Source organism: Pseudoduganella lutea, assembly GCF_004209755.1.
In the GTDB taxonomy this organism is placed as follows: Bacteria; Pseudomonadota; Gammaproteobacteria; order Burkholderiales; family Burkholderiaceae_D; genus Rugamonas; species Rugamonas lutea.
This window is the reverse complement of record NZ_CP035913.1, coordinates 942,632-966,586: the sequence shown is the minus strand read 5'-3', so window position 1 is coordinate 966,586 and position 23,955 is coordinate 942,632. Positions and strand designations below refer to the sequence as shown.

19 protein-coding genes and 2 tRNA genes are annotated in these 23,955 nt (G+C 64.5%); 14 read left to right on the top strand and 7 right to left on the bottom strand.

What is annotated here, in order from left to right:
* Positions 1-21: 21 nt before the first annotated feature.
* Positions 22-327: a hypothetical protein gene (locus EWM63_RS03980; protein WP_130185383.1), complete on the top strand. Its 306-nt coding sequence runs from the start codon at positions 22-24 to the stop codon at positions 325-327.
* Between the two features lie 104 nt (positions 328-431).
* Here EWM63_RS03980 and EWM63_RS03975 read toward each other — a convergent pair whose 3' ends face one another.
* Complete coding sequence (locus tag EWM63_RS03975; RefSeq protein ID WP_130185382.1) at positions 432-1,574, bottom strand: GNAT family N-acetyltransferase; 1,143 nt, start codon at positions 1,572-1,574, stop codon at positions 432-434.
* A 335-nt stretch (positions 1,575-1,909) separates the two neighbouring features.
* Between EWM63_RS03975 and EWM63_RS03970 the strand changes: the two genes are divergently transcribed.
* The 3 genes from EWM63_RS03970 to EWM63_RS03960 all read left to right on the top strand — a co-directional run bounded on the left by EWM63_RS03970 (position 1,910) and on the right by EWM63_RS03960 (position 6,492).
* Positions 1,910-3,955, top strand: a complete 2,046-nt coding sequence (locus EWM63_RS03970; RefSeq protein WP_165390746.1) for a TonB-dependent receptor plug domain-containing protein — start codon at positions 1,910-1,912, stop codon at positions 3,953-3,955.
* Positions 3,956-4,053: 98 nt separating this feature from the next.
* A complete protein-coding gene (locus EWM63_RS03965; RefSeq protein WP_130185380.1) occupies positions 4,054-6,105 on the top strand; it encodes an NAD(+) synthase in 2,052 nt (683 codons plus the stop codon).
* A 48-nt stretch (positions 6,106-6,153) separates the two neighbouring features.
* A complete protein-coding gene (locus EWM63_RS03960; RefSeq protein WP_107141586.1) occupies positions 6,154-6,492 on the top strand; it encodes a P-II family nitrogen regulator in 339 nt (112 codons plus the stop codon).
* Positions 6,493-6,570: 78 nt separating this feature from the next.
* On the opposite strand, the gene EWM63_RS03955 is transcribed toward EWM63_RS03960, so the two are convergent.
* The 3 genes from EWM63_RS03955 to trxB form a co-directional block, all read right to left on the bottom strand.
* Complete coding sequence (locus EWM63_RS03955; protein ID WP_130185379.1) at positions 6,571-7,197, bottom strand: trimeric intracellular cation channel family protein; 627 nt, start codon at positions 7,195-7,197, stop codon at positions 6,571-6,573.
* 179 nt (positions 7,198-7,376) lie between these two features.
* Entirely contained in the window at positions 7,377-8,072 is a 696-nt protein-coding gene (locus tag EWM63_RS03950; RefSeq protein ID WP_130185378.1) for a Smr/MutS family protein, read from the bottom strand.
* A gap of 22 nt (positions 8,073-8,094) precedes the next feature.
* The gene (gene trxB, locus EWM63_RS03945; RefSeq protein WP_130185377.1) at positions 8,095-9,045 is read right to left on the bottom strand and encodes a thioredoxin-disulfide reductase; all 951 of its coding nucleotides are present in this window, start codon (positions 9,043-9,045) and stop codon (positions 8,095-8,097) included.
* Between the two features lie 251 nt (positions 9,046-9,296).
* On the opposite strand from trxB, the gene EWM63_RS03940 reads away from it, so the two are divergent.
* From EWM63_RS03940 to EWM63_RS03930, 3 genes are read left to right on the top strand one after another with little or no spacing between them, the layout of a single operon-like run.
* On the top strand, positions 9,297-11,714 hold the full coding sequence (locus EWM63_RS03940; protein WP_130185376.1) for a DNA translocase FtsK: 2,418 nt from the start codon (positions 9,297-9,299) through the stop codon (positions 11,712-11,714).
* Between the two features lie 29 nt (positions 11,715-11,743).
* Positions 11,744-12,379 (top strand): outer membrane lipoprotein chaperone LolA, encoded by a 636-nt coding sequence (gene lolA / locus EWM63_RS03935; protein WP_130185375.1) that lies wholly within the window; start codon positions 11,744-11,746, stop codon positions 12,377-12,379.
* A 31-nt stretch (positions 12,380-12,410) separates the two neighbouring features.
* The gene (locus EWM63_RS03930; RefSeq protein WP_130185374.1) at positions 12,411-13,718 is read left to right on the top strand and encodes a replication-associated recombination protein A; all 1,308 of its coding nucleotides are present in this window, start codon (positions 12,411-12,413) and stop codon (positions 13,716-13,718) included.
* Between the two features lie 7 nt (positions 13,719-13,725).
* Here the strand turns inward: EWM63_RS03930 and EWM63_RS03925 are convergent, their stop codons facing one another.
* A complete protein-coding gene (locus EWM63_RS03925; protein ID WP_130185373.1) occupies positions 13,726-14,589 on the bottom strand; it encodes a DUF6216 family protein in 864 nt (287 codons plus the stop codon).
* 120 nt (positions 14,590-14,709) lie between these two features.
* Between EWM63_RS03925 and EWM63_RS03920 the strand changes: the two genes are divergently transcribed.
* Both EWM63_RS03920 and EWM63_RS03915 read left to right on the top strand, forming a co-directional pair.
* Complete coding sequence (locus EWM63_RS03920) at positions 14,710-15,531, top strand: alpha/beta fold hydrolase (RefSeq protein ID WP_229487715.1); 822 nt, start codon at positions 14,710-14,712, stop codon at positions 15,529-15,531.
* Complete coding sequence (locus EWM63_RS03915) at positions 15,509-15,805, top strand: YciI-like protein (RefSeq protein WP_130185372.1); 297 nt, start codon at positions 15,509-15,511, stop codon at positions 15,803-15,805. Before EWM63_RS03920 ends, EWM63_RS03915 begins: the two co-directional genes overlap by 23 nt.
* A gap of 30 nt (positions 15,806-15,835) precedes the next feature.
* Here the strand turns inward: EWM63_RS03915 and EWM63_RS03910 are convergent, their stop codons facing one another.
* Both EWM63_RS03910 and EWM63_RS03905 read right to left on the bottom strand, forming a co-directional pair.
* Positions 15,836-16,057, bottom strand: a complete 222-nt coding sequence (locus EWM63_RS03910) for a response regulator (protein ID WP_130185371.1) — start codon at positions 16,055-16,057, stop codon at positions 15,836-15,838.
* Complete coding sequence (locus tag EWM63_RS03905; protein WP_130185370.1) at positions 16,000-19,665, bottom strand: ATP-binding protein; 3,666 nt, start codon at positions 19,663-19,665, stop codon at positions 16,000-16,002. The genes EWM63_RS03910 and EWM63_RS03905 overlap by 58 nt, the downstream gene beginning before the upstream one ends.
* A 361-nt stretch (positions 19,666-20,026) precedes the next feature.
* Here EWM63_RS03905 and EWM63_RS03900 point away from each other — a divergent pair, with 361 nt between their 5' ends.
* The 5 genes from EWM63_RS03900 to EWM63_RS03880 all read left to right on the top strand — a co-directional run bounded on the left by EWM63_RS03900 (position 20,027) and on the right by EWM63_RS03880 (position 23,620).
* The gene (locus EWM63_RS03900; protein WP_130185369.1) at positions 20,027-20,227 is read left to right on the top strand and encodes a hypothetical protein; all 201 of its coding nucleotides are present in this window, start codon (positions 20,027-20,029) and stop codon (positions 20,225-20,227) included.
* 103 nt (positions 20,228-20,330) lie between these two features.
* On the top strand, positions 20,331-21,626 hold the full coding sequence (gene serS, locus EWM63_RS03895) for a serine--tRNA ligase (protein ID WP_130185368.1): 1,296 nt from the start codon (positions 20,331-20,333) through the stop codon (positions 21,624-21,626).
* Between the two features lie 84 nt (positions 21,627-21,710).
* Positions 21,711-21,800 (top strand) — tRNA-Ser (locus EWM63_RS03890).
* 375 nt (positions 21,801-22,175) lie between these two features.
* Positions 22,176-23,420, top strand: a complete 1,245-nt coding sequence (locus EWM63_RS03885; protein WP_130185367.1) for a glycoside hydrolase family 53 protein — start codon at positions 22,176-22,178, stop codon at positions 23,418-23,420.
* A 110-nt stretch (positions 23,421-23,530) separates the two neighbouring features.
* Positions 23,531-23,620 (top strand) — tRNA-Ser (locus tag EWM63_RS03880).
* Positions 23,621-23,955 lie beyond the last annotated feature (335 nt).

Sequence of the window (23,955 nt, the reverse complement as noted above, 5' to 3'; positions counted from 1 at the left end):
ACGCGCACAGCACAGGAGGGCATGATGGCTCGACCAACCGGAACACCTTTGGCGATCGGCGTGGCACTGCTGTGCCTTGCTTCGACCGCCACGGCCGCCAATCCGCTGGGCATGGCGGTCGCCGGCGCCCCGTCGATGTTCGTGCTCGCCGTGGCACAGGCCCGGGCCGACGACAGGAACGCCAGGGCCGCCACCGAGGAACCCGAGCCGCGGGCGGAACCCGCGGAACGCCCCCGGCAAGCCGCCGAACCCGCGCCGCGACGGCCCGCCAGCGAGCGCGCAAGCGAGCCCGCCAACCCGGACGACCGCAAGCTCACGCTGCGCTGAGTATTTGCCGGCGGCACCGCGACGGTGCAGGCGGGCCTCGCAATGGGGAGTGCCGCCCGTTCGCGGGCGTCGTCACATGCCCGGACAAACCAGGCATGCAGGAATCAGGGTCTGAACGGATTGCGCTCGTTCAGCTCATCCATGTAAGCGTCGATCCCGCCGCTTTCCCGCTCCAGGAACCGCTCCACGGCATCGGCGAACGCCGGATGCGCCAGCCAGTGCGCCGACCAGGTGCGCGTGGGCAGGAAGCCGCGCGCCATCTTGTGCTCGCCCTGGGCGCCGCCCTCGAACGTGGCGATGCCCTGTTCGATGCAGAACTCCAGCGGCTGGTAATACGCGGTCTCGAAGTGCAGGCAGGGCACGTGCTCCAGCGCGCCCCAGTAGCGGCCATACAGCGTGTCTTCCGTGTGGACCAGCAGCGACGAGGCGATCGGCTTGCCATCCCGCTCGGCGATCACCAGCAGGATATTGTGCGGCATCGTGGCGCCGATGCGCTGGAAGAAGTCGAGGTTCAGGTACGGTGACGAGTGGTGCTCGGCATACGTGTTGCGGTAGCAGCGGTGGAAGAAGCGCCAGTCGGCATCCGTGGCATCGATCCCGCGCACGCGGCGCATCGTCACGCCGGCTTCGCGGACCTTGCGCCGTTCCGCGCGGATGTTCTTGCGTTTCTTGTGTTCCAGCGAGGCGAGGAAGGCCTCGAAGTCCGGATAGTTCGCATTGAGCCAGTGGAACTGCACGCCGCTGCGCAGCAGGAAGCCGGCGTCGTGCAATGCATCGGCCTGCGCCTGCGGCGGGTACAGCACGTGGGTCGACGACACACCCGAGGCCTCCTGCTGCTCGCACAGCAGCGCGACGAGGGCGGCGCGGGCCGCGTCGTCGCGTGCCAGCAGCCGGCCGCCGGTCACCGGCGTGAACGGAATCGCCGACAGCAGCTTCGGGTAATACTCCACGCCGTTGCGGTGGTAGGCGTCGGCCCACGCCCAGTCGAACACGTATTCGCCATACGAATGGGATTTCACGTACAGCGGCATCGCCGCGGCCAGTTCGTCGCCCTCCCACAGCGCCAGGTATTGCGGCTGCCAGCCGGTTTTTTCGCTGGCGCTGCCCGATTCATGCAGCGCGTGCAGGAAGGCGTAGGACAGAAAAGGATTCGGCGCGCGGCCGGGATCCTGTTGCGCCAGCAGTGCATTCCAGGCGGCTTCGCCTGCCTGCGACAGCGAAGTAAGAACGGCGGTTCGAAAGCTCATCGGGGCATTGTACGGGAGTTCGGCGGGCATTGCCGGCCGCTTGCCGGCGCCATCGGGATGCAATGCGCGGCATTGGTGCCGTATTTCCGCCATCGGTCTCGATCGATATTGTCCGGTTTAAAAAGCGTGCGATCAGGATTTTGATTATTTTTAATGCAGCGGTTATTGGTTCGGCGGCCCGGCATAATCGCCGGGTTAATTTTTCCTGTTTAAAAATGTTATTCCGTCCGACTTCCATTTTAATATGCGCGATCAGTGCTTCGGCATTCGCGCAGGAAAACAAGCCAGCCGCACCGCCAGCGCCGTCGCCATCGGAACAGCAGCCGGTCGCAAAAGTGGAGATCAGGGGCTCGGCCGAGGACTACGACCCGCGGCGCGACGATACCGCCAGCAAGACCGTCATCGGCAATGCGGAGATCATGAAATATGGCGATACCAATATATTCGACATATTGAAACGCGCGCCCGGCGTGACGGTGATCGGCAACAGCATCCGCATGCGCGGCCTGGGCGGCAATTACACGCAGATCCTCGTGAATGGCGAGCGGCCGCCGCCAGGATTCTCGCTCGATAACCTGCCGCCGGAACAGATCGAGAGAATCGAGGTGATCCGCGCGGGCACGGCCGAACATTCGATGCAGGCGATCGCCGGCACGATCAATATCGTGCTGAAGAAGGTGGTCGCGAAGGCACAGCGCGACGTGCGCATCAACACCAGCTATTCGGACCAGCAGCGCAACCTGTTCGTGGCCGGCACGCTGGCCGACCGCGCCGGCAACCTGTCGTGGTTCGCCAATCCCGTGATGGGCCGCTTCCTGATGGATTCGGCCGGGGAGGGCCTGGACCGGTTCATCGATCCGGCCGGGCAGGTCACCAAGCTGCGCGACTACACACGCGCTTCGACGGGCGACAACACGTTCGTCGGCTTCTCGCCGCGGCTGAACTGGAAACTGCCGGACGACGGGCAACTCAACGCCAGCGCCTTCATCAGCGGCAACCGGAACGAATTCAACAATGCATCGGCCTATGTCTACCGCACCGGCAGCTTCAACCGCATCGACTACGCCGACGTGACCACGCAGAACGCCGGCCGCTCGCGCAACGCGCAGGGGGAACTGAACTGGGTAACGAAGCTCGCGGGCGGCAAGCTCGATGCAAAGCTGTCTGCTTCGAGCCGCTCCAGCACGCAGACGATGCGCTCGCGGTCCGTCACGGCCGACCGGGCGATCCGCTACCGGAACGACAGCGATACGGAAGAGGACAGCACCACCTGGAGCACGACCGGAAAATACACGCGCACGCTGTTCGAAGGCCACGCGCTGGCCACGGGCTGGGAATACAACCGGCAGCGCAACGACGATGACGTGCTGCGCATCCAGGGCCGGCTGGGCAGCGAGCCGGCGCCCGTACGCGAGCGGTTCGAACCGGTGGTTGCGCGCTATGCGGCCTACGCCCAGGACGAATGGAACGTGACGAAGGACTGGTCGATGTATTTCGGCGCGCGCTGGGAAGCCATCCGAACCGACAGCGTGGGCACCGGCCTGCCGTCGACGCGCTCGAAGAGCCACGTGCTGAGCCCCGTCGCGCAAACGCTGTTCAAGTTCCCGGACAAGAGCGGCCGGCAACTGCGCGCCGCGCTCACGCGCACCTACAAGGCACCGAACCTGCAGCAACTCACGGGCCGCCGTTTCTATGCGGAGGAGAATTCGCTGTTCACGCCGGACGGTGGCGGCAACCCGGATCTGCAACCCGAGCTGGCGAACGGCATCGATCTCACGTATGAGCATTTCTGGGCGCCGGGCGCCGTGTTCTCGGTCGGCACCTCGCAGCGCCGCATCCGCGACTACATCCGCACGCTGCTGCGCCAGGAAGCCGATGGCCGGTGGATCTGGCGGCCGGTCAACAGCGGCAACGCCACCGTGCGCACGCTGGACGTGGAGCTGAAGTTCCCGCTGAAGGCCGTGATGAAGGAGGCGCCCGGCATCGACCTGCGCGCCGGCTTGAACCGCAACTGGTCGAAGGTCGACGGCGTGCCGGGGCCGGACAACCGGCTTGACGAGCAGATCCCGCTGACGGCGACGCTGGGCATCGACTACAAGGGTGGTGCGCACAGTGGCGGTGCCAGTCTCGCGTACCGCGGCGGCGGCCCGCTGCGGGTCTCGGCGGAACAGTACCGGCGGCAGTTCCTGCGCCGCGACCTGGAGGCCTACTGGCTCTGGAAGTTCACGCCGCAATACCAGTTGCGGGTGACGGCCAGCAATATCCTCGGCGAGGACAGCCATGAATACCAGCGTTACGTGACGGCCGCCGGCGCGGAGGAAAACGTGGGCCGCAGGCCCGAATCGGCGCGCATTTCGGCAAACCTGGAACTGAAGTTCTGACAGGGCAAGGAGATTGCACGTCGCTACGGCGGCATCGCAGCGGCATTGCAAGGGGCTCAATGTTAAAATCTTCGACATTCACGTGAAGAACGAGCCCCATGCCGCAATCCTTCCACAATCTGTACACCCATGATTTCGTCCGGGTCGCAGTCGGCGTTCCGCGCTGCCGCGTGGCCGACCCGCTTTTCAATGCACAGCAGACCATTGCGCTGGCCGAGCAGGTGAGCGCGAAAGGCGCGGTGCTGGCGGCATTCCCCGAGCTGGGCCTGTCCGCCTATACCTGCGACGACCTGTTCCACCAGCGCGCATTGCTCGACGCCGTGCAGGTTGCGCTGGGCAAGATCGTCGAAGCATCGATCCGCATCCCGGTGGCGATGATCGTCGGCATGCCGTTGCGCGTCGACCACCGGCTGTTCAACTGCGCGGTGGTGGTGCAGGGCGGGCGCATCCTCGGCGTGGTGCCGAAGATCTACCTGCCCAACTATAACGAGTTCTACGAAGTGCGCCAGTTCAGCTCCGCCGACGATGCGGTGTCGACCGAGATCGAACTGCTGGGCCAGCGCGTGCCGTTCGGCGCCGACCTGCTGTTCCAGGCCGCCAACGTGCCGCTGCTGCGCTTCCACGCCGAGATCTGCGAGGACGTGTGGGTGCCGATTCCACCGTCGTCGTATGCGGCGCTGGCCGGGGCCACCGTGCTGGTGAACCTGTCGGCCTCGAACATCGTCGTCGGCAAGTCCGATTACCGCCACCAGCTGGTGGGGCAGCAATCCGGCCGGTGCATGGCCGCCTACCTGTATTCGTCGGCCGGCCGCGGCGAGTCGACCACCGACCTGTCCTGGGACGGCCAGGCGCTGATCTACGAGAACGGCGAGATGCTGGCCGAGTCCGACCGCTTCGAGGATGAGTCGCACGTGATCTTTGCCGACATCGACCTGGAACGGCTGTCGCGCGATCGCATGCGCACCAATACCTGGGGCGATTCCGTGCGCCGCCATGCGCAGCAGGTGGAAGCCTTCCGCGTGGTGAAGTTCGCGCTCGAGCTGCCGGTGCAGGACGTGCTGCCGCTACAGCGCACCGTGGCGCGCTACCCGTACGTGCCCGCAAACCCGGCCGTGCGCGACAAGCGCTGCATGGAGGTCTACAACATCCAGGTGATGGCGCTGGTGCAGCGGCTGGCCGCCAGCGGCATGAAGAAGGTCGTCATCGGCATTTCCGGCGGCCTGGACTCCACGCACGCGCTGCTCGTGTGTGCGAAGGCGATGGACCGCCTGAACCTGCCGCGCACGAATATCCTCGGCTACACGATGCCGGGCTTCGCCACCAGCAGGCGCACGCTGGACCAGGCGAGGAAGCTGATGGAATTCGTCGGCTGCACCGCGCATGAAATCGACATCCGCCCCAGCTGCATCCAGATGCTGCAGGATATCGGCCACCCGTACTCGGAAGGCAAAGAGGACTACGACGTCACGTTCGAGAACGTGCAGGCGGGCGAACGCACCAGCCACCTGTTCCGGCTTGCGAACCACCACAACGGCATCGTGGTGGGCACCGGCGACCTGTCGGAGCTGGCGCTGGGCTGGTGCACGTATGGCGTGGGCGACCATATGTCGCACTACAACGTGAACGCCAGCGTGCCGAAGACGCTGATCTCGCACCTCGTGCGCTGGGTGGCCGAAAGCCGCCAGTTCGGCGAGACCGACTCGCAGGTGCTGCTCGATGTCGTCAATACCGAGATCAGCCCCGAACTGGTGCCGGGCAAGGCCAATGACTCCGCCCCAGCGCAGAGCACGCAAAGCGTGATCGGCCCGTATGAACTGCAGGACTTCACGCTGTACTACACGCTGCGCTTCGGCTTCACGCCGGCCAAGGTGGCATTCCTGGCCCTGCACGCGTGGAAAGACCGGTCGATCGGCGCATGGCCCGAGGATGCGCACGTGGTGCGCAACCAGTACACGCTGAAGGACATCAAGCACAACCTCGGCATCTTCGTGCGCCGCTTCTTCCAGAGCCAGTTCAAGCGCACCTGCGTGCCGAACGCGCCGAAGGTGGGCTCCGGCGGCTCGCTGTCGCCGCGGGGCGACTGGCGCGCACCGAGCGATGCCGAATCGGTGGTATGGCAGGAGAACCTGAAGACCGTGCCCGATGCCTGAAGCTCTGTGCTCGAGACCTGAACCAACAATTTCTATAAGGAGAATGCCATGAAACAGATTACCGCCGTTATCAAGCCCTTCAAGCTGGACGAAGTGCGCGAGGCGCTGGCCGAAGTCAACGTGACCGGCCTGACCGTCACCGAAGTGAAGGGCTTTGGCCGCCAGAAGGGTCACACCGAACTGTATCGGGGCGCCGAATACGTGGTCGACTTCCTGCCGAAGGTGAAGGTGGAAGTGGTGGTCGACGACGGCGTCGCCGAGCAGGTGGTGGACGCCATCATCAAGGCCGCCCGCACCGGCAAGATCGGCGACGGCAAGATCTTCGTGCAGAACGTGGAGCAGGTGGTGCGGATCCGTACCGGCGAGACGGGCCCGGACGCGGTTTAAAAACCGCCGCGTGATGCATCTGGTGTCTGACACCGGTTCCCGGTAGAAGCATCCGCCAAGGCCTGCCCACCCGCAAATTTACGGCCGGCCCACCCGCAAATCGAACTTCCACGTCACCAGCCGCAGCACGGTGATCGTGGCCGCGGATGTCCACAGCGCGATGTCTTCTCCGGCATCCACCTGCCGCAGCAGGATGTACAGCCAGCAGCCGAAGAACGCGCAGATCGCGTAGGGCTTGCCATCCCTGAACACCATCGGCACCTCGTTGCAGACGATGTCGCGCAGCACGCCGCCGAAGATCCCCGTGATCACGCCCATCATCGCCGCGATGAAGACCGGCATCTGCGCCGCCAGCGCCTGCGACACGCCGGCCACCGCGAACAGCCCCAGGCCCATCGCATCGGCCACCACGATCAGGCGCTCCGAAACGATGTGGCGCAGGTGCTTCATGAACGGCGCCACGGCCAGCGCCAGCACGAACAGCAGGATCGTGTACTCCTGGTGCTCCACCCAGAACAGCGGGCGCTTGTCGAGCAGGATGTCGCGCAGCGTGCCGCCGCCGAACGCGGCGATGAAGGCCACGATGATGACCCCCACGATATCCATCCGCTTGCGCCGCGCCTCGACAAACCCCGAAAACGCCCCGACCAGGATCGCGATCACTTCGATGACGGTGACAAGGGAAACGTGCGGGACGATTTTCATGCGGGCAAGGGAAGTAATGGTGCCCACAGGTTAACAGAAAACCTGATTTTGCATGGGGAATGCGGCGCCAGCGGTGGCCTGCGGCGTAAAAAAACCGGTGTCTGACACCTTTTCTGGATGAATCACCCAGAAAAGGTGTCAGACACCGGTGTTCGGCTGCCAACAGCCACGTAAATTTTTTACCGTTCGGGGCGCAGGGCGGCGCGCAGCAGCACGATGAGGGCGCCTTCGCCCCCCTCGGCGGCATGGGCCTGGCAGAAGGCGATCACGCCGTCGGTCTGCACGAGCCAGCTGTGCACCATCGATTTCAGCACGGGTTCGCCGCCGCGCGAGCCGAAGCCGCGGCCGTGGATCACGCACACGCAGCGCTGGTTGCGCTGCACCGCCTTGTGCAGGAAGGCGGCGAGGGTTTCGCGGGCGTCGTCGCGGCGCAGGCCATGCAGGTCGAGTTCATCCTGCACCGGCCAGTAGTTCTTGCGCAGGCGCTTCATCACGTCGTTGCCCACGCCAGGGGCGAGGTAGTTCAGCGACGGCTCTTCTTCCATGTAGTGCTCGACCCCGAACAGGTCGGACAGCGATTCGCGCAGCACCGCCGCGTCGTCGTCCTTCTGTTCGGTGGCCGTCAGCTTGCGCTTCGGCGGGGCCGGCGGGGTGATGACGGGCTTCGGCATCTGCGGCACGTACCGGTTCGATTCGGGCAGCTTGTTCACGCCCTTCATCGTGGTGCGGAAGATGCTCGCCTCGGCCACGCGCTGCTTCTCGCGCTCGATGCGCTCGGCCTCGGCCTTCGCGCGTTCGGCCGCTTCCCGTTCGCGCTCCTCGCCCTTGCCCTTCAACTGCTGGCCGAGGGCCTTCAGGGCCGCGAAATCCTTCATGCTGCCACCTGCCATATTGAAATTACTCCTGTGCTTCCAGGTAGCGTTGCGCATCCAGCGCGGCCATGCAACCGGTACCGGCGCTGGTGATCGCCTGGCGGTAGACGTGATCCTGCACGTCGCCGGCGGCGAACACGCCCGGGATCGACGTGGCCGTGGCCATGCCTTCGGTGCCGGCGCGCGTCTTCAGGTAGCCGTTGTGCATGTCCAGCTGGCCTTCGAAGATACCGGTGTTCGGCTTGTGGCCGATCGCCACGAACAGGCCGTGCACGGTGATCTTCGACAGCTCGCCATCGTTCGATTTCAGCGTCAGGCCCGTCACGCCGCTGTCGTCGCCCGTCACTTCGTCGAGGTTGTTGTTCAGCTTCAGTTCGATCTTGCCTTCGGCAACCTTGGCCATCAGGCGGTCGACCAGGATCGGCTCGGCGCGGAACTTGTCGCGGCGGTGGATCAGCGTGACCTTCGTGGCGATATTGGACAGGTACAGCGCTTCCTCCACGGCGGTATTGCCGCCGCCGATCACGGCCACTTCCTGGCCGCGGTAGAAGAAGCCGTCGCACGTGGCGCAGGCGGACACGCCGCGGCCCATGAACGCTTCCTCCGACGGCAGGCCCAGGTACTGGGCGGAGGCGCCGGTGGCGATGATCAGCGCATCGCACGTGTATTCGCCCGCATCGCCGATCAGGCGGAACGGTTTTTCATCCAGCTTGGTCGTATGGATATGGTCGAACACGATGTCGGTATTGAAACGCTCCGCGTGCTGCAGCAGGCGCTGCATCAGTTCCGGTCCCTGCACGCCCAGCGGATCGCCCGGCCAGTTTTCCACGTCCGTCGTCGTCATCAGTTGGCCGCCCTGTTCGACGCCGGTGATCAGCATCGGCTTCAGGTTGGCGCGCGCGGCATACACCGCCGCGCTGTAGCCGGCTGGACCGGAGCCAAGGATGAGTACGCGGGCGTGTTTGGTAATGGTCATGGGAGCTTCTCTGCGAAATATGGGTATTAGCCCTGGATAAGGGGACAAACCGAATATGGAGGCCTTGCCGAAACGCACAAGTGGTTCGGTCAAGCAAAACAGGATTATATGCGAACCCCTGCTTTCTTGAATCGGGAGGCCGGAAGACGCCGGGATGCCTTAAAATAAGCGCAATAGAAACAATTCCTTTGGCGCAACTGCTGGTTCAACCGTCCTGCGCCCACCCACCGCACCGTATTCACTAAGCAGCAATGAGCAAAACCACGCAACAGACGAGCAATTCCTACCGGCGCACGGCAACCGAACGACAACCGTTGCCGAACCGGCTCGTGCGCCTGCTGTCCGAAGCGCGCTGGCTGGCGCTCGCCTTCGCTTGCCTGTATTTCGTGCTGATCCTGGCCAGCTACCACGAAGGCGACCCGGGCTGGTCGCACGCCAGCCTCGTGCCGGACGTGAAAAACCTGGGCGGCCGGGGCGGCGCCTGGCTGTCCGACCTGATGCTGTACATCTTCGGCTTCTCGGCCTGGTGGTTCTGCGTCTACCTGGTGCGCTTCACGTGGCGCGGCTACCGACGGCTGACGAACAAGTTCGTGCTGGAGAAGGAAGAAGACGAAGAGCACAGCCACGAGGGCATCATCCGCCTGATCGGCTTCGTGCTGCTGCTGACGGGCAGCATGGGCCTGGAATACCTGCGCATGTACTCGCTGCCGGTCGACCTGCCGCGCGCGCCGGGCGGCGTGCTGGGCCAGCTGGTCGGCCACGCCGCGCACGTGGGGCTGGGCTTCACGGGCGCCACGCTGATCCTGCTGCTGTTGCTGGGCATGGGCATTTCGCTGTTCTTCCACGTATCGTGGCTGACGGTGGCCGAGCGCATCGGCGCGGGCATCGAGACGGCGATCGAATGGGTCGTGCTGCGCTACGAAGACCGGCAGGACCGCCGCCAGGGCGCCGCGGCCACCGTGAAGCGCGAGGAAGTCGTCGTCAAGGAAAGAGTCAAGCACGAGGAAAAGCACCCGGAGATCCTGCCGCTGAAGGTCGAGCCGCAGATGGTGGTCGTGCCGCGCGCCGAGCCGGTGGAAAAGCCCGAACGGCCGTCGAAGGAAAAGCAGCCGTCGCTGTTCACGGAAGCGGAATTGCCGCGCGAAAAGCCGGTACTGTTCCAGAACATCGACAATACCGACCTGCCGCCGCTGGCGTTGCTCGACGAGCCGCCGCCGGCGCAGGAAACGGTGTCCATCGAAACGCTGGAATTCACCAGCCGCCTGATCGAGAAGAAGCTGTCGGACTTCGGCGTGGAAGCCAAGGTCGTCGCCGCCTATCCGGGCCCCGTCGTCACGCGTTACGAGATCGAGCCCGCCACCGGCGTGAAGGGCAGCCAGATCGTCAACCTGGCGCGCGACCTGGCGCGTTCGCTGTCGCTCACGTCGATCCGCGTGGTCGAGACGATCCCCGGCAAGAACTACATGGCGCTGGAACTGCCCAACATGAAGCGCCAGATCGTGCGCCTGACCGAGATCCTCGGCTCCAAGGTCTACAACGAAAGCGCCTCGGCGCTGACCGTCGCGCTGGGCAAGGACATCGCCGGCAAGCCGGTGGTGGCCGACCTGGCGAAGATGCCGCACCTGCTGGTGGCCGGCACCACCGGCTCGGGTAAATCGGTGGGCATCAACGCCACGATCCTGTCGCTGCTGTACAAGGCCGATCCGCACGACGTGCGCATGATCCTGATCGACCCGAAGATGCTGGAAATGTCCGTCTACGAAGGCATTCCGCACCTGCTGGCGCCGGTGGTCACCGACATGCGCCAGGCCGGCCACGCGCTGAACTGGGCCGTGAACGAGATGGAGCGGCGCTACAAGCTGATGTCGAAGCTGGGCGTGCGTAACCTGGCGGGCTACAACGCCAAGATCGCGGACGCGGCAAAGAAGGAACAGCACATCCCGAACCCGTTCTCGCTGACGCCGGATGCGCCGGAGCCGCTGGAAAAACTGCCCACGATCGTCATCATCATCGACGAGCTGGCCGACCTGATGATGGTGGTCGGCAAAAAGGTGGAAGAGCTGATCGCCCGTATCGCGCAAAAGGCGCGCGCGGCCGGCCTGCACTTGATTCTCGCGACCCAGCGCCCATCTGTGGACGTGATCACGGGCCTGATCAAGGCGAACATCCCGACGCGTATCGCGTTCCAGGTGTCGTCGAAGATCGACTCGCGCACCATTCTCGACCAGATGGGCGCGGAAGCGCTGCTGGGCATGGGCGACATGCTGTACATGCCGCCCGGTACCGGCCTGCCGATCCGCGTGCACGGCGCGTTCGTGTCCGACGATGAAGTGCACCGCGTGGTGGCCCACCTGAAGGAACAAGGGGAACCGAACTACGTGGAAGGCATCCTCGAAGGCGGCACGCTGGAAGGCGAGGGCGGCGGCGCGGATGGCGCGGCGGCCGGCGAAGGCGGTGGCGAAGCCGATCCGATGTACGACCAGGCCGTGCAGGTGGTCCTGAAGAACCGCCGCGCATCGATCTCGCTGGTGCAGCGCCACCTGCGCATCGGCTACAACCGCGCGGCGCGCCTGCTGGAGCAAATGGAAAACAGCGGCGTGGTCTCGGCCATGCAATCGAACGGCAACCGGGATATCCTCGTGCCGGCCGCTTCCGCAGAACAAGGATAACAATGGTATTCAAGCAAATGAATCAGCAAATGAATCAGCATATGAGTCGTTTCATGGTTGCCGCCGCGCTGGCGGTGTCGTTCGCCGGCGCCGCGCATGCCGCCGCGCTGGACCAGTTCAAGTCGTTCGTGGGCTCGACCAAGTCGGCCAAGGGCGAATTCACGCAGACGATGACGAAGAACGTCGATGGGGCGAAAAAAACGTCGGCGCCATCGACCGGCACCTTTGTCTTTGCCCGCCCCGGCAAGTTCATCTGGACTTACCAGAAACCCTATGAACAGGTGCTGCAGGCCGATGGCGATCAGCTGTACATCTACGACAAGGACCTGAACCAGGTCACCGTGAAGAAACTGGGCGATGCGCTGGGTTCCTCGCCGGCCGCGATCCTGTTCGGCTCCAATGACCTGGAAAAGAATTTCACGCTGTCCGAAGCGGGCACCCGCGATGGCCTGGAATGGCTGAAGGCCGTGCCGAAGGCAAAGGACACGAGCTTCGAGCTGATCTCGATCGGCCTGAAGAACGGCCAGCCGGAAGCGATGGAGCTGAAGGATAACTTCGGCCAGGTGTCCGTGCTGGCGTTCCGCAAGTTCGAGAAGAACCCTGCGCTGGCCGCCACCGCGTTCCGGTTCGACGTGCCAAAGGGCGCCGACGTCGTCAAGCAATAGTCAAGCAATAGTCAATCAATAACGCGCACCCATGGCCGACCTCTTTTCCGCCGAGCCCCGGCAACCGCTTGCCGAGGCGCTGCGGCCGAAAACGCTGGACGAAGTGATCGGCCAGCAGCACCTGCTCGGCGAGGGCAAGCCGCTGCGCCTGGCCTTCCAGGCCGGCAAGCCCCATTCGATGATCCTGTGGGGCCCGCCCGGTGTGGGCAAGACCACGCTGGCGCGCCTGACCGCGAACGCATTCGATTCGGCCTTCATCGCGCTCTCCGCGGTGTTCGCCGGCGTGAAGGACATCCGCGCCGCGATGGAACAGGCGCAGCAGAACCTCGACCAGTTCGGCCGCAACACGATCCTGTTCGTCGACGAGATCCACCGCTTCAACAAGGCGCAGCAGGATGCGCTGCTGCCGTTCGTCGAATCGGGCCTCGTCACGTTCATCGGTGCCACGACGGAAAACCCCAGCTTCGAAGTGAATTCGGCATTGCTGTCGCGCGCCCAGGTGTACGTGCTGAAATCGCTGACCGATGCCGAGATGCGGGAGTTGCTGGAAAAGGCGCGTTCGTCCGCGCTGCCGGGCCTTACGTTCGACGACGTGGCCATCGACACGCTGGTCGGCTTTGCCGACGGCGATGCGCGCCGCTTCCTGAATCTGCTCGAACAGGCCGACACGGCGGCCCGCTCGGCGCGCATCACGCACATCGACGCGAAGTTCGTCGAAAACGCGATGACCCTGAACGCGCGCCGCTTCGACAAGGGCGGCGACAATTTTTACGACCAGATCTCGGCGCTGCACAAGTCCGTGCGCGGCTCGCATCCCGACGCGGCGCTGTACTGGTTCTGCCGCATGATCGACGGCGGCGCCGACCCGCGCTACCTGGCCCGCCGCATCGTCCGCATGGCATGGGAAGACATCGGCCTGGCCGACCCGCGCGCGCTGACGATCGTGAACGATGCCGCCGAAACCTATGAACGGCTGGGCTCACCCGAGGGCGAACTCGCGCTCGGCCAGGCCGTCGTCTACCTGGCCATCGCCGCCAAGAGCAATGCCGGCTACAACGCCTTCAACGCCGCCATGGCGTTCGTGAAGAAGGACAAGTCGCGCGAGGTGCCCGTCCACCTGCGCAACGCGCCGACGAAGCTGATGAAGGAGCTGGGCTACGGCCACGAGTACCGCTATGCCCACGATGAGCCGAATGCCTATGCCGCTGGCGAAACGTACCTGCCGGATGGCATGCCCGAGCCGCGCTGGTACAATCCGGTGCCGCGCGGGGTGGAGAGCAAGATCGCCGAGAAGCTCACATGGCTGCGGGAGCTGGACCGGCAGGCGGGCGAGGAGTAGCAACGTCTCAGGCAGCGTTCGCATCTTCATCAGGCGGCTCATTCTCGGTGCGGCTGCGACTCCTGGATCGCAAACGATCGCGCATTTCTTTTGCCCTCTGGTTATCCGACATGATCTTGAATGGCAGGTAGGTCAGAGCGAAGGACATCAGGCATAGAATCAAGGACGCACTGCGCTGCTCAGCCAGCGTCTTGCTGACATACTTTGCACGATCGCTTTCTTCTTCCTTCTTCCCAAAAGCGTCACAGATTATCTTTGCATCACTGGGAGAAAAACCTGAGGTCGATGGGTTTGCCACAGTCCCGCACTGTGCAAATATGAGTCTATTATCGGACCATAGCGGTTGTGCAGAGTCGGCGGACAGACTGAAGATGGTGCCGCTGGCCTTCAATTGCAGCAGTGCTCTGTCGTACAGCGCAATTGACAAAAACGCGGCCGCAAGAACTATCAGTGCGATGAATGTTGCGAAGCTTGCGCCATTACGCTGGGCGCCGCTTGTCGCAAAAGGCTCCTTCAAGCCCGGCAGCTCCCAGTCAAATTGTCTGCCACAGCGTGCTGCGTCGAGCAAGCTCTCATCGTGTCGTTCGCACCACTGGATCACACGCTTTGCATGTTGTTCGGTGCGTATCCTGGTGCCAATGGAGAAATTTAACTGCATGACCGCCGTGAGCGAATCGAGATGGTTCTTGATGAAAGGAACAGATGCTGTCCCTTTGCCGTGGAAAAACGTCCACATTCTGGAAAAGACAGTTAGAAAGGATCCCGTTCTCCACCGGATGAAAAGTGCCAGTGTGACGAGCGTGAGGGGTGCAGCGGCGGACGCAAAGATGAGCCCGATATTGCCAAGATTGCTGACGGCCGTATTTTCCAAGGCTTCCTCCTTCAGTTGAGCTATCGCAAGCGGTAATATATGCCACATCAGCGCCCCAAAAAATCACCAACAAACACATGGTATGAAGGTTTTGATATCGCTCAACGAAGAGGCTGATAGGTGAAAAAAACAGTGATTGCTGGTGTCGACGTTTACCGTGACGGCTCCGGCCCCGACACCATCCTCATGCTCCACGGCTGGCCCGACACGGCCGCCATGTGGGAACCCCAAGTCGCGGCGCTGAGCCCGTACTTCCGCTGCGTGCGCTTCACCTGGCCCGGCTTTGAAACCGGCGCACCCCGCAAGGAACACTCGCTCGATGAGCTGATCGCCCTGTGCGAGCAGGTCGTCCGCGAAACGAGCCCCGACAGGCCCGTCACGCTGCTCGTGCACGACTGGGGCTGCCTGTTCGGCTACCAGTTCGCGCAGCGCCATCCGGAACTGGTCGCCCGTATCATCGGCGTGGACATCGGCGATGGCGGCTCGAAAGCGCACCTGGACGAAATCGGCCTGAAGGGCAAGCTCGGCATCGTCGCGTATCAATTGTGGCTGGCGGCGGCCTGGAAGATCGGCGGTGGCATTGGCGAATCGATGACGCGCTCGTTCGCGAAGAAGGCTCGCGTTCCCGTCGCACCCGAGGCGCTCACGCCGGAAAAGAACTATCCGTATTACTCGACCTGGACCGGCAAGTACAAGGGCGCAAAGCCGTTCCGCCCGACGTGCCCGGTGCTGTTCATCTATGGCACGCGCAAACCATTCATGTTTCATTCGTCGGCCTGGACAGCCGAGCTGCAGGGCAAGCCCGGCAGCAAGGTGGTGGCGATGGACACCGACCACTGGCCGATGCTGCGCCAGCCCGACGCCTTCAACCGGATCGTGCTCGACTGGCTCGGCGCGTCCACTTCCACGGAAAGCCCCAATGCACTACCTGCTAACCTATGAGCTCGCCGACGATTACCTGCAGCGCCGCGGCGAATTCCGCGACGAACACCTGAAGCTGGCGTGGGATGCCGTCGAGCGCGGCGAACTGCTGCTGGCCGGTGCCGCCGGCGAGCCGATCGACGTCGCCCAGCTGGTGTTTACGATCGACACACCGACCCTCGCGGAACAGTTTGCTGCGACGGATCCGTACGTAAAGCACGGTCTCGTCAAGCGCTGGACGGTGCGCAAATGGCACACCGTCGTTGGCGAACTGGCCAGCATGCCGGTGCGCTGAGCAGGGGACACCGAACGCGGCGCGGTAGACTCAGGCGCTGCGGATCGTCTCCAGCACGGCCGCCAGCTCCTTGAAGTCCACCGGCTTGACCAGGTGGTGGTCGAAGCCCGCATCGAAGGCCGCGCGACGGTCCTGCTCCTTGCCATAGCCCGTAATCGCGATCAGCGTCGTGTGCGTGGTTTCCGGCTGTTTCCTCAGCCGGCAAGCAGCTCGTTGCCATCCATGCCCGGCAGGCCGATATCGAGCAGGCACACGTCGGGGCGCAGTGTGCGGCTGCGTTCCAGCGCCACCAGCGGGTCATGCACGGCAGCGACGCGATAGCCCGACGCCTCGAGCAGCAGCGCCAGCATTTCCGCCGCATCCACGTTGTCGTCGACCACCATCACGGACAGGCCGCTGCGCGCCGCCGGCATGGCCTGGATCTGCTCGCGCTCCTCCTGGTCCCGGCGTTCGGCGGCGCGCGGCAGGCACACCGTGAACGTGCTGCCCTGGCCAGCGCCGCTGCTGGCACCATGCACGGAGCCGCCATGCAGTTCCGCGAGGCTCCGCACCAGCGCGAGGCCCAGGCCCAGCCCGCCCTGGGCACGATCGGGCGTGCGTTCGGCCTGGGCGAACAGCTCGAACACGCGGGGCAGCAGTTCGGGCGCGATGCCGATGCCGTTGTCTTCCACCTCCACCAGCACGTGCCCGTCGTCGACGCGGGTGCGCAATGCGATGCGCCCGCCAGCCGGCGTGTACTTGGCGGCATTGTTCAGCAGGTTGGTCAGGATCTGCACCAAGCGTTTCGCATCGCCCATCACGCAGGCCGGCGAGGGGTCGAGGTCGATGGTGAGATGGTGCCGGTGCGATTCGATCAGCGGGCGCACCTGCTCCACGGCGTTCGCCACCACGGTCTTCACGTCCTGCAAGCTGGTTTCCAGCGTGACGAGGCCGCGCGTGACGCGCGACACGTCCAGCAGGTCGTCGATCAGCCCCGTCATGTGCCGCACCTGCCGCGATATCACATGGCTCGTCTGCTTCAGCCTGGCCTCGTCCAGGTAGGCCTGGCCGATCAGCGCGGCCGCTGCGCTGATCGGTGCCAGCGGATTGCGCAACTCGTGGGCCAGCATGGCCAGGAACTCGTCCTTGCGCCGGCTCTCGGCACGCAGTTCCGCCTCCGCAGCCTTGCGCGGCGTGACATCGAGCACCACCGCCAGCACGCTGGCGACCGCGCCCGTCTCGTCGCGGATCGGCGTCACGGCCTTCGTGACCCAGATGGTGCTGCCATCGGGGCGCAGGTAGCGGTTTTCCAGTTCGAATGGCGAACCGGCCATCATCCGCCGTTCATTCTCGGCCCGGTCCTCGGGATCGACGAGCCGGTTGAAATGCTTGCCCAGCAGTTCCTCGCGCGGCCGGCCGACGATCTCGCAATAGCGGTCGTTGACGCGCACCAGTACCCCGTTGGCATTCGCTTCGGCCACGCCGGCCGCTGTCTGTTCGTACAGCGACGTGAGGTGCGCTTCGCTGTCGCGCAGCGCCATGCGGCCACGTTCCGCTTCCATCTGCACATGCAGTGCCTGTTCGCGCCGTGCGGCTTCGCGGCGCTGCCGGCCCAGCGCCACGGCGCCATCCACGCGGGCGCGCAGCTCGCGCGCGCTGAATGGCTTGACCATGTAGTCATCCGCGCCCGCGGCCAGGCCCTCCGCGCGCGCTTCGGTACCGGCACGCGCCGACAGCAGGACCATCACCACGCCAGCCGTGGCAGGGTCGGCGCGCAAGGCGGCGAGCAGCGCGAAGCCATCCATGTCCGGCATCATCACGTCGCTCAGCACCAGCTCGGGCAGTGGCCCGCCACGGATCGCAGCCAGCGCGGCGGCGCCGTTGCCCACGGCGTGCACCTGGTAGCCGCCTTCCCGCAGCACGCGCGTGACGTATTCGCGCATATCGGCGTTATCGTCCGCCAGCACGACGCGGGGCCTGTCGGGCACCGCGTCCGCACTGCCGGCATCGCCCGTTCCGGCACGCTCGGGCAGCCAGCGCAGCGCTTCCTCGACATAGGTGTTGGCCAGCGCGGGCATGTCGGACTCCCTGGCCTCGCTGCCTACCTGGTCGGGTGGCAAGTGCGCGCGGCCGAACGGGATGCGCACCGTGAACGTGGTGCCGCGGCCTTGCTGGCTGTCCACGTTGATGGTGCCGCCGTGCAGCAGTACCAGTTCGCGCGCCAGCGCCAGGCCGATGCCGGTGCCTTCCGCCGAGCGGCCATGCTGGCCTTCGACTCGGTGGAAGCGTTCGAAGATGCGCGGCACGTCGTCGGCGGGGATGCCCACGCCCGTATCGGCCACTGTCAGTTCGAGGCCCTTGTCCCCGGAACGCAGCGTGACCCGGATGCCGCCCTGCAGCGTGAACTTGAACGCGTTCGACAGCAGGTTCAGCACGATCTTTTCCCACATGTCGCGGTCGATCCAGGCCGACTCCCGCTGTGGCGGGCAATCCACGTCGAGCGATAGGCCCGCCTGCATGCAGGCGGAGCGGAAGTTGGACGCCAGCTCCGCCGTCAGTGCCGCGGCGTCGGTGGGAACGAAGCGGGCAGCGGCGCGGCCCGCCTCGGTGCGCGAAAAGTCGAGCAGCGAATTGACGAGCTTGAGCAGGCGCAGCGCGTTACGGTGTGCCAGCACCAGGCGTTCACGCAGTTCGTCGCTGCCGTCCGCGCCGGCCAGAGCATCTTCCAGGGGCCCCAGCATCAGCGTCAGCGGCGTGCGGAATTCATGGCTCACGTTCGAGAAGAATACCGTCTTGGCGCGGTCGATCGCCGCCAGCAGCTCGGCGCGCTTGCGTTCTTCCTCATAGGCCGTGACGCGCGTCAACGCGGCGGCGAACGCGGCGCCCAGCAGGTCGAAGAAGCCGCGGTAAACGTCGTCCAGCGGCAGGCGGCTGCTGGCCCCCGCCATCAACAGTGCCACCGGCGCATCCGCGCCATGGCGGCGGATCGGGATGGCGAACGCCACGTCGGGCGGCTCGTCGTATGGCCCGCAGCGTTGCGTGCCGATCCGGCTGCGCAGTTGCGGCACCTGGATCGCGGTCATGCCGTGCATCAGTTCCGCTACCGGCCAGCCGCCCGGTTGTGCAAGCGACAGCACCTGCGGTGCGAGGGACGCACCGGCATCGATGCCGTGGTGGCCGTGCAGGCGGTACGAGGGCTCCGGCTTGCCTGTCGACGCCGGATCGGGCTCGTAGAGCAGCACAAATGGGAGGTCGAACTCAAAACCGGCGAGCGTGTCGATGGTCAGCTGGAACACCTCATCGGTGGTGATCGCCTGCGTGAGGCGCGCGGTCAGGTCGCGGACGGCGCGGGTACGGCGCTCGCTCACCATGGTGGCGGTGGTTTCCGTCACCGGGTGGAACAGCCCGCCGATACCGCCGGTCTCGTCGCGGATCGGACTCAGCGAAAAGGTGAAGAATGTCTCTTCCAGGTAGCCGTTCCGGAACAGGAACATGCGCACGTTTTCCAGGAACGACGTTTCGCCCTTGCGCGCCTGCTCGAACGGCTCGCCGATGGCGGGCCAGGCCGATGCCCAGCATTCCTTGTAGTCCATGCCCAGCGATGCCGGGTGTTTTTCGCCGCATACGATGCGATAGCCATCGTTATAGATCTGTACATTGTCCGGTCCCCAGATGATGTTGATGGGGAAGTTCGACGCCAGGCACAGGCTGACCGTCGTGCGCAGGCTTTGCGGCCAGCCTTCGATCGGCCCCAGCGGCGAGCGCGACCAGTCCAGCGAACGGATGAGCATGGCCATGTCGCTGCCACCGTCGAGGAAGCTGGCGTCCCGGCCGTGCGGGCTGCGATCGGGAATGAGGGGGAGGGCGGTATCGGGCGTCATCACTGTGTTGCTTGTCAGAGGAGGTTCATTCCCGAGTGTAATAGCAAGTCAATTGCCTGCCCGCACGATTGCCGGGCCACGCAGCCGGTGCGGGCGGCATCGCGCAATGTCGGCTCCGTGCGTCTTGCCTGGTGCCGGCCGGCCGATCCCCTTGAGGCGCGTCAATGAGCTGGCGTGGCCGGCACCTATCCTCGTCATGCGGGGTTCCCGCCAGCTTTCACGCATTCCATTCCGCGTTTCCTGCACTTCGTCGCAGATCGATGGAGCCGCAAAGCGCCTTTAGGTACAGTGCAAACATCCCGGGACGTCTTATAGAACGCCCCGGCACCAGCCAGAAACCAATCCACCATCGGAGCCCATCATGAACGCACTGAAACACATGGAAGCCATCTTCTTCAGTATCGCCGCCATCGGCGTCACCGCCGCTATCGCCACCAGCGAAACACAGCCCCTGATCGTGTCGGCGGACCGCCCGCTGTTCATCCACCCCGATGTGCAAATGCCGGTCGTGACGATCGCGGCCAAGCGCCTGTCGCCTGCCGAAAAAGCCGAATTGATGTAACACGGCCGGCCTGGCAGGGCCACACGCCGCGAGGGCGTAAAACTCCAGGGAAGCGGCATCGTCTTGGTACAATTGCGGTTTCGACATTTGCCGCGATTGCCCCATGATTGACATCCAACTTCTCCGTAAAGACATCGACACCGTGGCCGCCCGCCTGGCGACCCGCAAGTTCCAGCTGGACGTCGCCGGATTCACCGCCCTGGAATCCGAGCGCAAGGCGATCCAGACGCGTACCGAGGAGCTGCAGGGCAAGCGCAATTCGCTGTCCAAGCAGATCGGCATGTTGAAGGGCAAAGGGGAAGACACTTCCGCGGTTATGGCGGAAGTGGCCGGCATCGCCGAAGAGCTGAAGAACAATGAAGTCGCGCTGGCGGCATTGCAGCAAAACCTCCAGGCCTTCCTGCAAGCGGTTCCGAACCTGCCGCATGAATCGGTGGCCGTCGGTACCGACGAATCGGGTAACGTGGAAGTGCGCAAGGTCGGCACCCCGCGCACCTTCGACTTCGAAGTGAAGGATCACGTGGACGTTGGTGCCGCGCTGGGCCTGGACTTCGACACGGCGACCAAGCTGACCGGCTCGCGCTTCTCCGTCATGAAGGGCGGCATCGCCCGCCTGCACCGCGCGCTTGCCCAGTTCATGCTGGACACGCATACCGACAAGCATGGCTACACCGAGTGCTACACGCCGTACATGGTCAACGCCGATTCGCTGTACGGCACGGGCCAGTTGCCGAAATTCGAAGCCGACCTGTTCTCGGTGAAGAAGGGCGGCGTGGAAGGCGAGGGCGAGACGTTCTACCTGATCCCCACGTCCGAAGTGACGCTGACGAACACCGTGCGCGACGAGATCCTGGCCGCCGACGCGCTGCCGCTGAAAATGACGGCGCACACCCCATGCTTCCGCTCGGAAGCCGGCAGCTACGGCCGCGACACGCGCGGCATGATCCGCCAGCACCAGTTCGACAAGGTCGAGATGGTGCAGATCGTCCATCCGGAAAAGTCGTACGAAGCGCTTGATGAAATGGTGGGTCACGCCGAAGCGATCCTTCAGGCACTCGGCCTGCCGTACCGCGTGCTGTCGCTGTGCACGGGCGACATGGGCTTTGCCGCCGCCAAGACGTTCGACCTGGAAGTTTGGCTGCCCGCGCAGAACACCTACCGCGAGATTTCGTCGCTGTCGAACTGCGAAGCCTTCCAGGCCCGCCGCATGCAGGCCCGCTTCCGCAACGCGGCGGGCAAGCCGGAGCTGGTGCACACGCTGAACGGCTCCGGCCTGGCCGTGGGCCGCACGCTGGTGGCCGTGCTGGAAAACTACCAGCAGGCAGATGGCAGCGTGGAGATCCCGGAAGTGCTGCGCGGTTACATGGGTGGCCTGACGCACCTGAAAGCCGCGCACTGAAAGCTTGAGTCGGGCTTATGAAAATAGCCCTTCCATTTTATTTTCGGGCTGCTATAATCTTGCCTCTCGCAGCGATGCGAGAAAGGAGAGGTGGCAGAGTGGTCGAATGTACTTGACTCGAAATCAAGCGATGGGGCAACCCATCCGTGGGTTCGAATCCCACCCTCTCCGCCATGAATAAATAAAAAAGGCCACCCCTGCGGGTGGCCTTTTTTATTTATTCGGACGGAGAGGGTGGGATTCGAAGACCGGGCCCTGCCAGGCCCGGGCTCTCCGAATCGCCCATCTGCCGCTGCTTCGCAGCGGCTTCGCCAGCGCTTCGCGCTGGCGCTCGTTCCCTCTGATTTTGCTTCGCCTTCGCTCCGCCGCTTCGCCTTCGCCTCCGCTTCGCCTCCGCTTCGCCCCCGCCCCCTGCGCTGCCGACATATCAAAAAAGCATGTCATTCCGCAAAAAAGCCATAAGTTCCGCGAATCGTCCCCCGGTAGACTGCATCGGCCGTGGCAACCGCCGCGGACCTACAACAAGCTTTTAATCTTCGGAGGAGACATATGATCGACAGGATACTTGGCCGTATCGCCGCGGGCGTACTTGCGGCGCTGCTTTGCGCTGTCACGATGCACGCCCAGGCCGCGCCGGAAGTGCAGAAGGGAGGCTCGTTCCTGGCGGGCGGCGACGTGTCCGTTCTGCCCCTGATGGAAACCCACGGCGCCCGGTACAGCGACCGCGAAGGCCGTGAAGGCGATGCCTTGTCGATCCTCGCGGCGGCCGGCCACAATATCGCCCGCCTGCGGCTCTACGACCAGCCCGGCCCTGGCCATGGCAGCGACGGATGGCACTGGCCGGCGGGCTCGCAGGACCTGCCGGACCTGCTGGCGCTGGCGAAGCGCAGCGCCGACCTCGGCATGCAGATCCAGCTCACGCTGCACTACAGCGACTTCTGGACCAACGGCGGCCAGCAGAACGTGCCGTTCGCGTGGCGCGAGGAACTCGCCGCCATCGCCGACGATGCGCAGCGCTTTGAGCGCGTGCGGGAACTGGTGTACGAGCGCACCCGCGAGGTCATGATGGCGATGAAGGAGCAGGGTACGACGCCGCAGTTCGTCTCGCTGGGCAACGAGATCGCCGGCGGCATCCTGTACCCCTACGGCGAGCTGTTCCCGAACGGACAGCCGAGCCCCACCGGCTGGACTCGCCTTGCCGCGCTGCTGCAGGCGGGTCATGACGCCGTCAAGTCGGTCTCGCCCACATCGCGGGTCGTCATCCACCTGGATGACGGCGGCAACGTCGGCAAGTACAACTGGTTCTTCGACCAGCTGAAGGCGCATGGCGTGCAGTGGGACGTGATCGGCGCTTCCTACTATCCATTCTGGACCGGCAAGACCGTGGCGCAAATGGCCACCTTCGCGCGGTTGGTCACGGCGCGGTACAAGAAGGAGCTGCTTGTGATGGAGGCCGGCTTCAACTGGGCCCCGCTGCGCCCGGACGGCTGGCCCGGCCAGCTGACGCACAACGGCCCCTACCCGGAATCGATGAGTTCACCCGAAGGGCAGAAGGCATTCGTCGAAGAGCTTCTCGCCACGATGAAGGCCACGCCGCATGTGATCGGCGTGCTGTACTGGGATCCGGTCATGATCGCCACGCCGGGTGTCGGCTGGGCGGTCTGGGAGAACGGCGTTGCGGGTGCGAACGTGGTGTCGAACACCACGCTGTTCGATTTCGAGGGCAGGGCGCTGCCTGTGCTCGATATCTGGAAGAAATACACGACGCCAAAAGTCCATCAGCCAACGCGATGATTTGACGCACAGGAAACGTTGCTATAGAATCGTGCCTCTTGAGTTGCAACAAACATTTTGTGCGGTTCAAGAGTGCAGGGCGCCGAGTCAGCGTACTGCAGGTACCACCTGGAGAGGTGGCAGAGTGGTCGAATGTACTTGACTCGAAATCAAGCGATGGGGCAACCCATCCGTGGGTTCGAATCCCACCCTCTCCGCCAGAACAAACAAAAAAAGGCCTCCCCTGCGGGAGGCCTTTTTTTCGTTTGTCTGGACTGGAGAGGGTGGGATTCGAAGACCGGGCCCTGCCAGGCCCGGGCTCTCCGAATCGCCCATCTGCCGCTGCTCCGCAGCGGCTTCGCGCGCCGTGGGCGCGCGGCGCCTGCCTCATCTTTCGCTGAGGTCGGCATGAGGACGCCACTTTGTCGCGCGCTCCGCGCGCGGCTTCGCCAGCGCTTCGCGCTGGCGCTCGTCCCTCACTTCTGCTGTTCTCCGCTGTGCTGCCGTTCTCCGGCAAAAACAAATAGACGTCCACCCTGCGTGGCCATTTCCCGCG

Coding starts and splice junctions, on each gene's coding strand:
- EWM63_RS03980 (WP_130185383.1), top strand. CDS start 22: ATGATGGCTCGACCAACCGGAACACCTTTGGCGATCGGCGTGGCACTG.
- EWM63_RS03975 (WP_130185382.1), bottom strand. CDS start 1,574: ATGAGCTTTCGAACCGCCGTTCTTACTTCGCTGTCGCAGGCAGGCGAA.
- EWM63_RS03965 (WP_130185380.1), top strand. CDS start 4,054: ATGCCGCAATCCTTCCACAATCTGTACACCCATGATTTCGTCCGGGTC.
- EWM63_RS03960 (WP_107141586.1), top strand. CDS start 6,154: ATGAAACAGATTACCGCCGTTATCAAGCCCTTCAAGCTGGACGAAGTG.
- EWM63_RS03955 (WP_130185379.1), bottom strand. CDS start 7,197: ATGAAAATCGTCCCGCACGTTTCCCTTGTCACCGTCATCGAAGTGATC.
- EWM63_RS03950 (WP_130185378.1), bottom strand. CDS start 8,072: ATGAAGGATTTCGCGGCCCTGAAGGCCCTCGGCCAGCAGTTGAAGGGC.
- trxB (WP_130185377.1), bottom strand. CDS start 9,045: ATGACCATTACCAAACACGCCCGCGTACTCATCCTTGGCTCCGGTCCA.
- EWM63_RS03940 (WP_130185376.1), top strand. CDS start 9,297: ATGAGCAAAACCACGCAACAGACGAGCAATTCCTACCGGCGCACGGCA.
- lolA (WP_130185375.1), top strand. CDS start 11,744: ATGAATCAGCATATGAGTCGTTTCATGGTTGCCGCCGCGCTGGCGGTG.
- EWM63_RS03930 (WP_130185374.1), top strand. CDS start 12,411: ATGGCCGACCTCTTTTCCGCCGAGCCCCGGCAACCGCTTGCCGAGGCG.
- EWM63_RS03915 (WP_130185372.1), top strand. CDS start 15,509: ATGCACTACCTGCTAACCTATGAGCTCGCCGACGATTACCTGCAGCGC.
- EWM63_RS03905 (WP_130185370.1), bottom strand. CDS start 19,665: ATGACGCCCGATACCGCCCTCCCCCTCATTCCCGATCGCAGCCCGCAC.
- EWM63_RS03900 (WP_130185369.1), top strand. CDS start 20,027: ATGAACGCACTGAAACACATGGAAGCCATCTTCTTCAGTATCGCCGCC.
- serS (WP_130185368.1), top strand. CDS start 20,331: ATGATTGACATCCAACTTCTCCGTAAAGACATCGACACCGTGGCCGCC.
- EWM63_RS03885 (WP_130185367.1), top strand. CDS start 22,176: ATGATCGACAGGATACTTGGCCGTATCGCCGCGGGCGTACTTGCGGCG.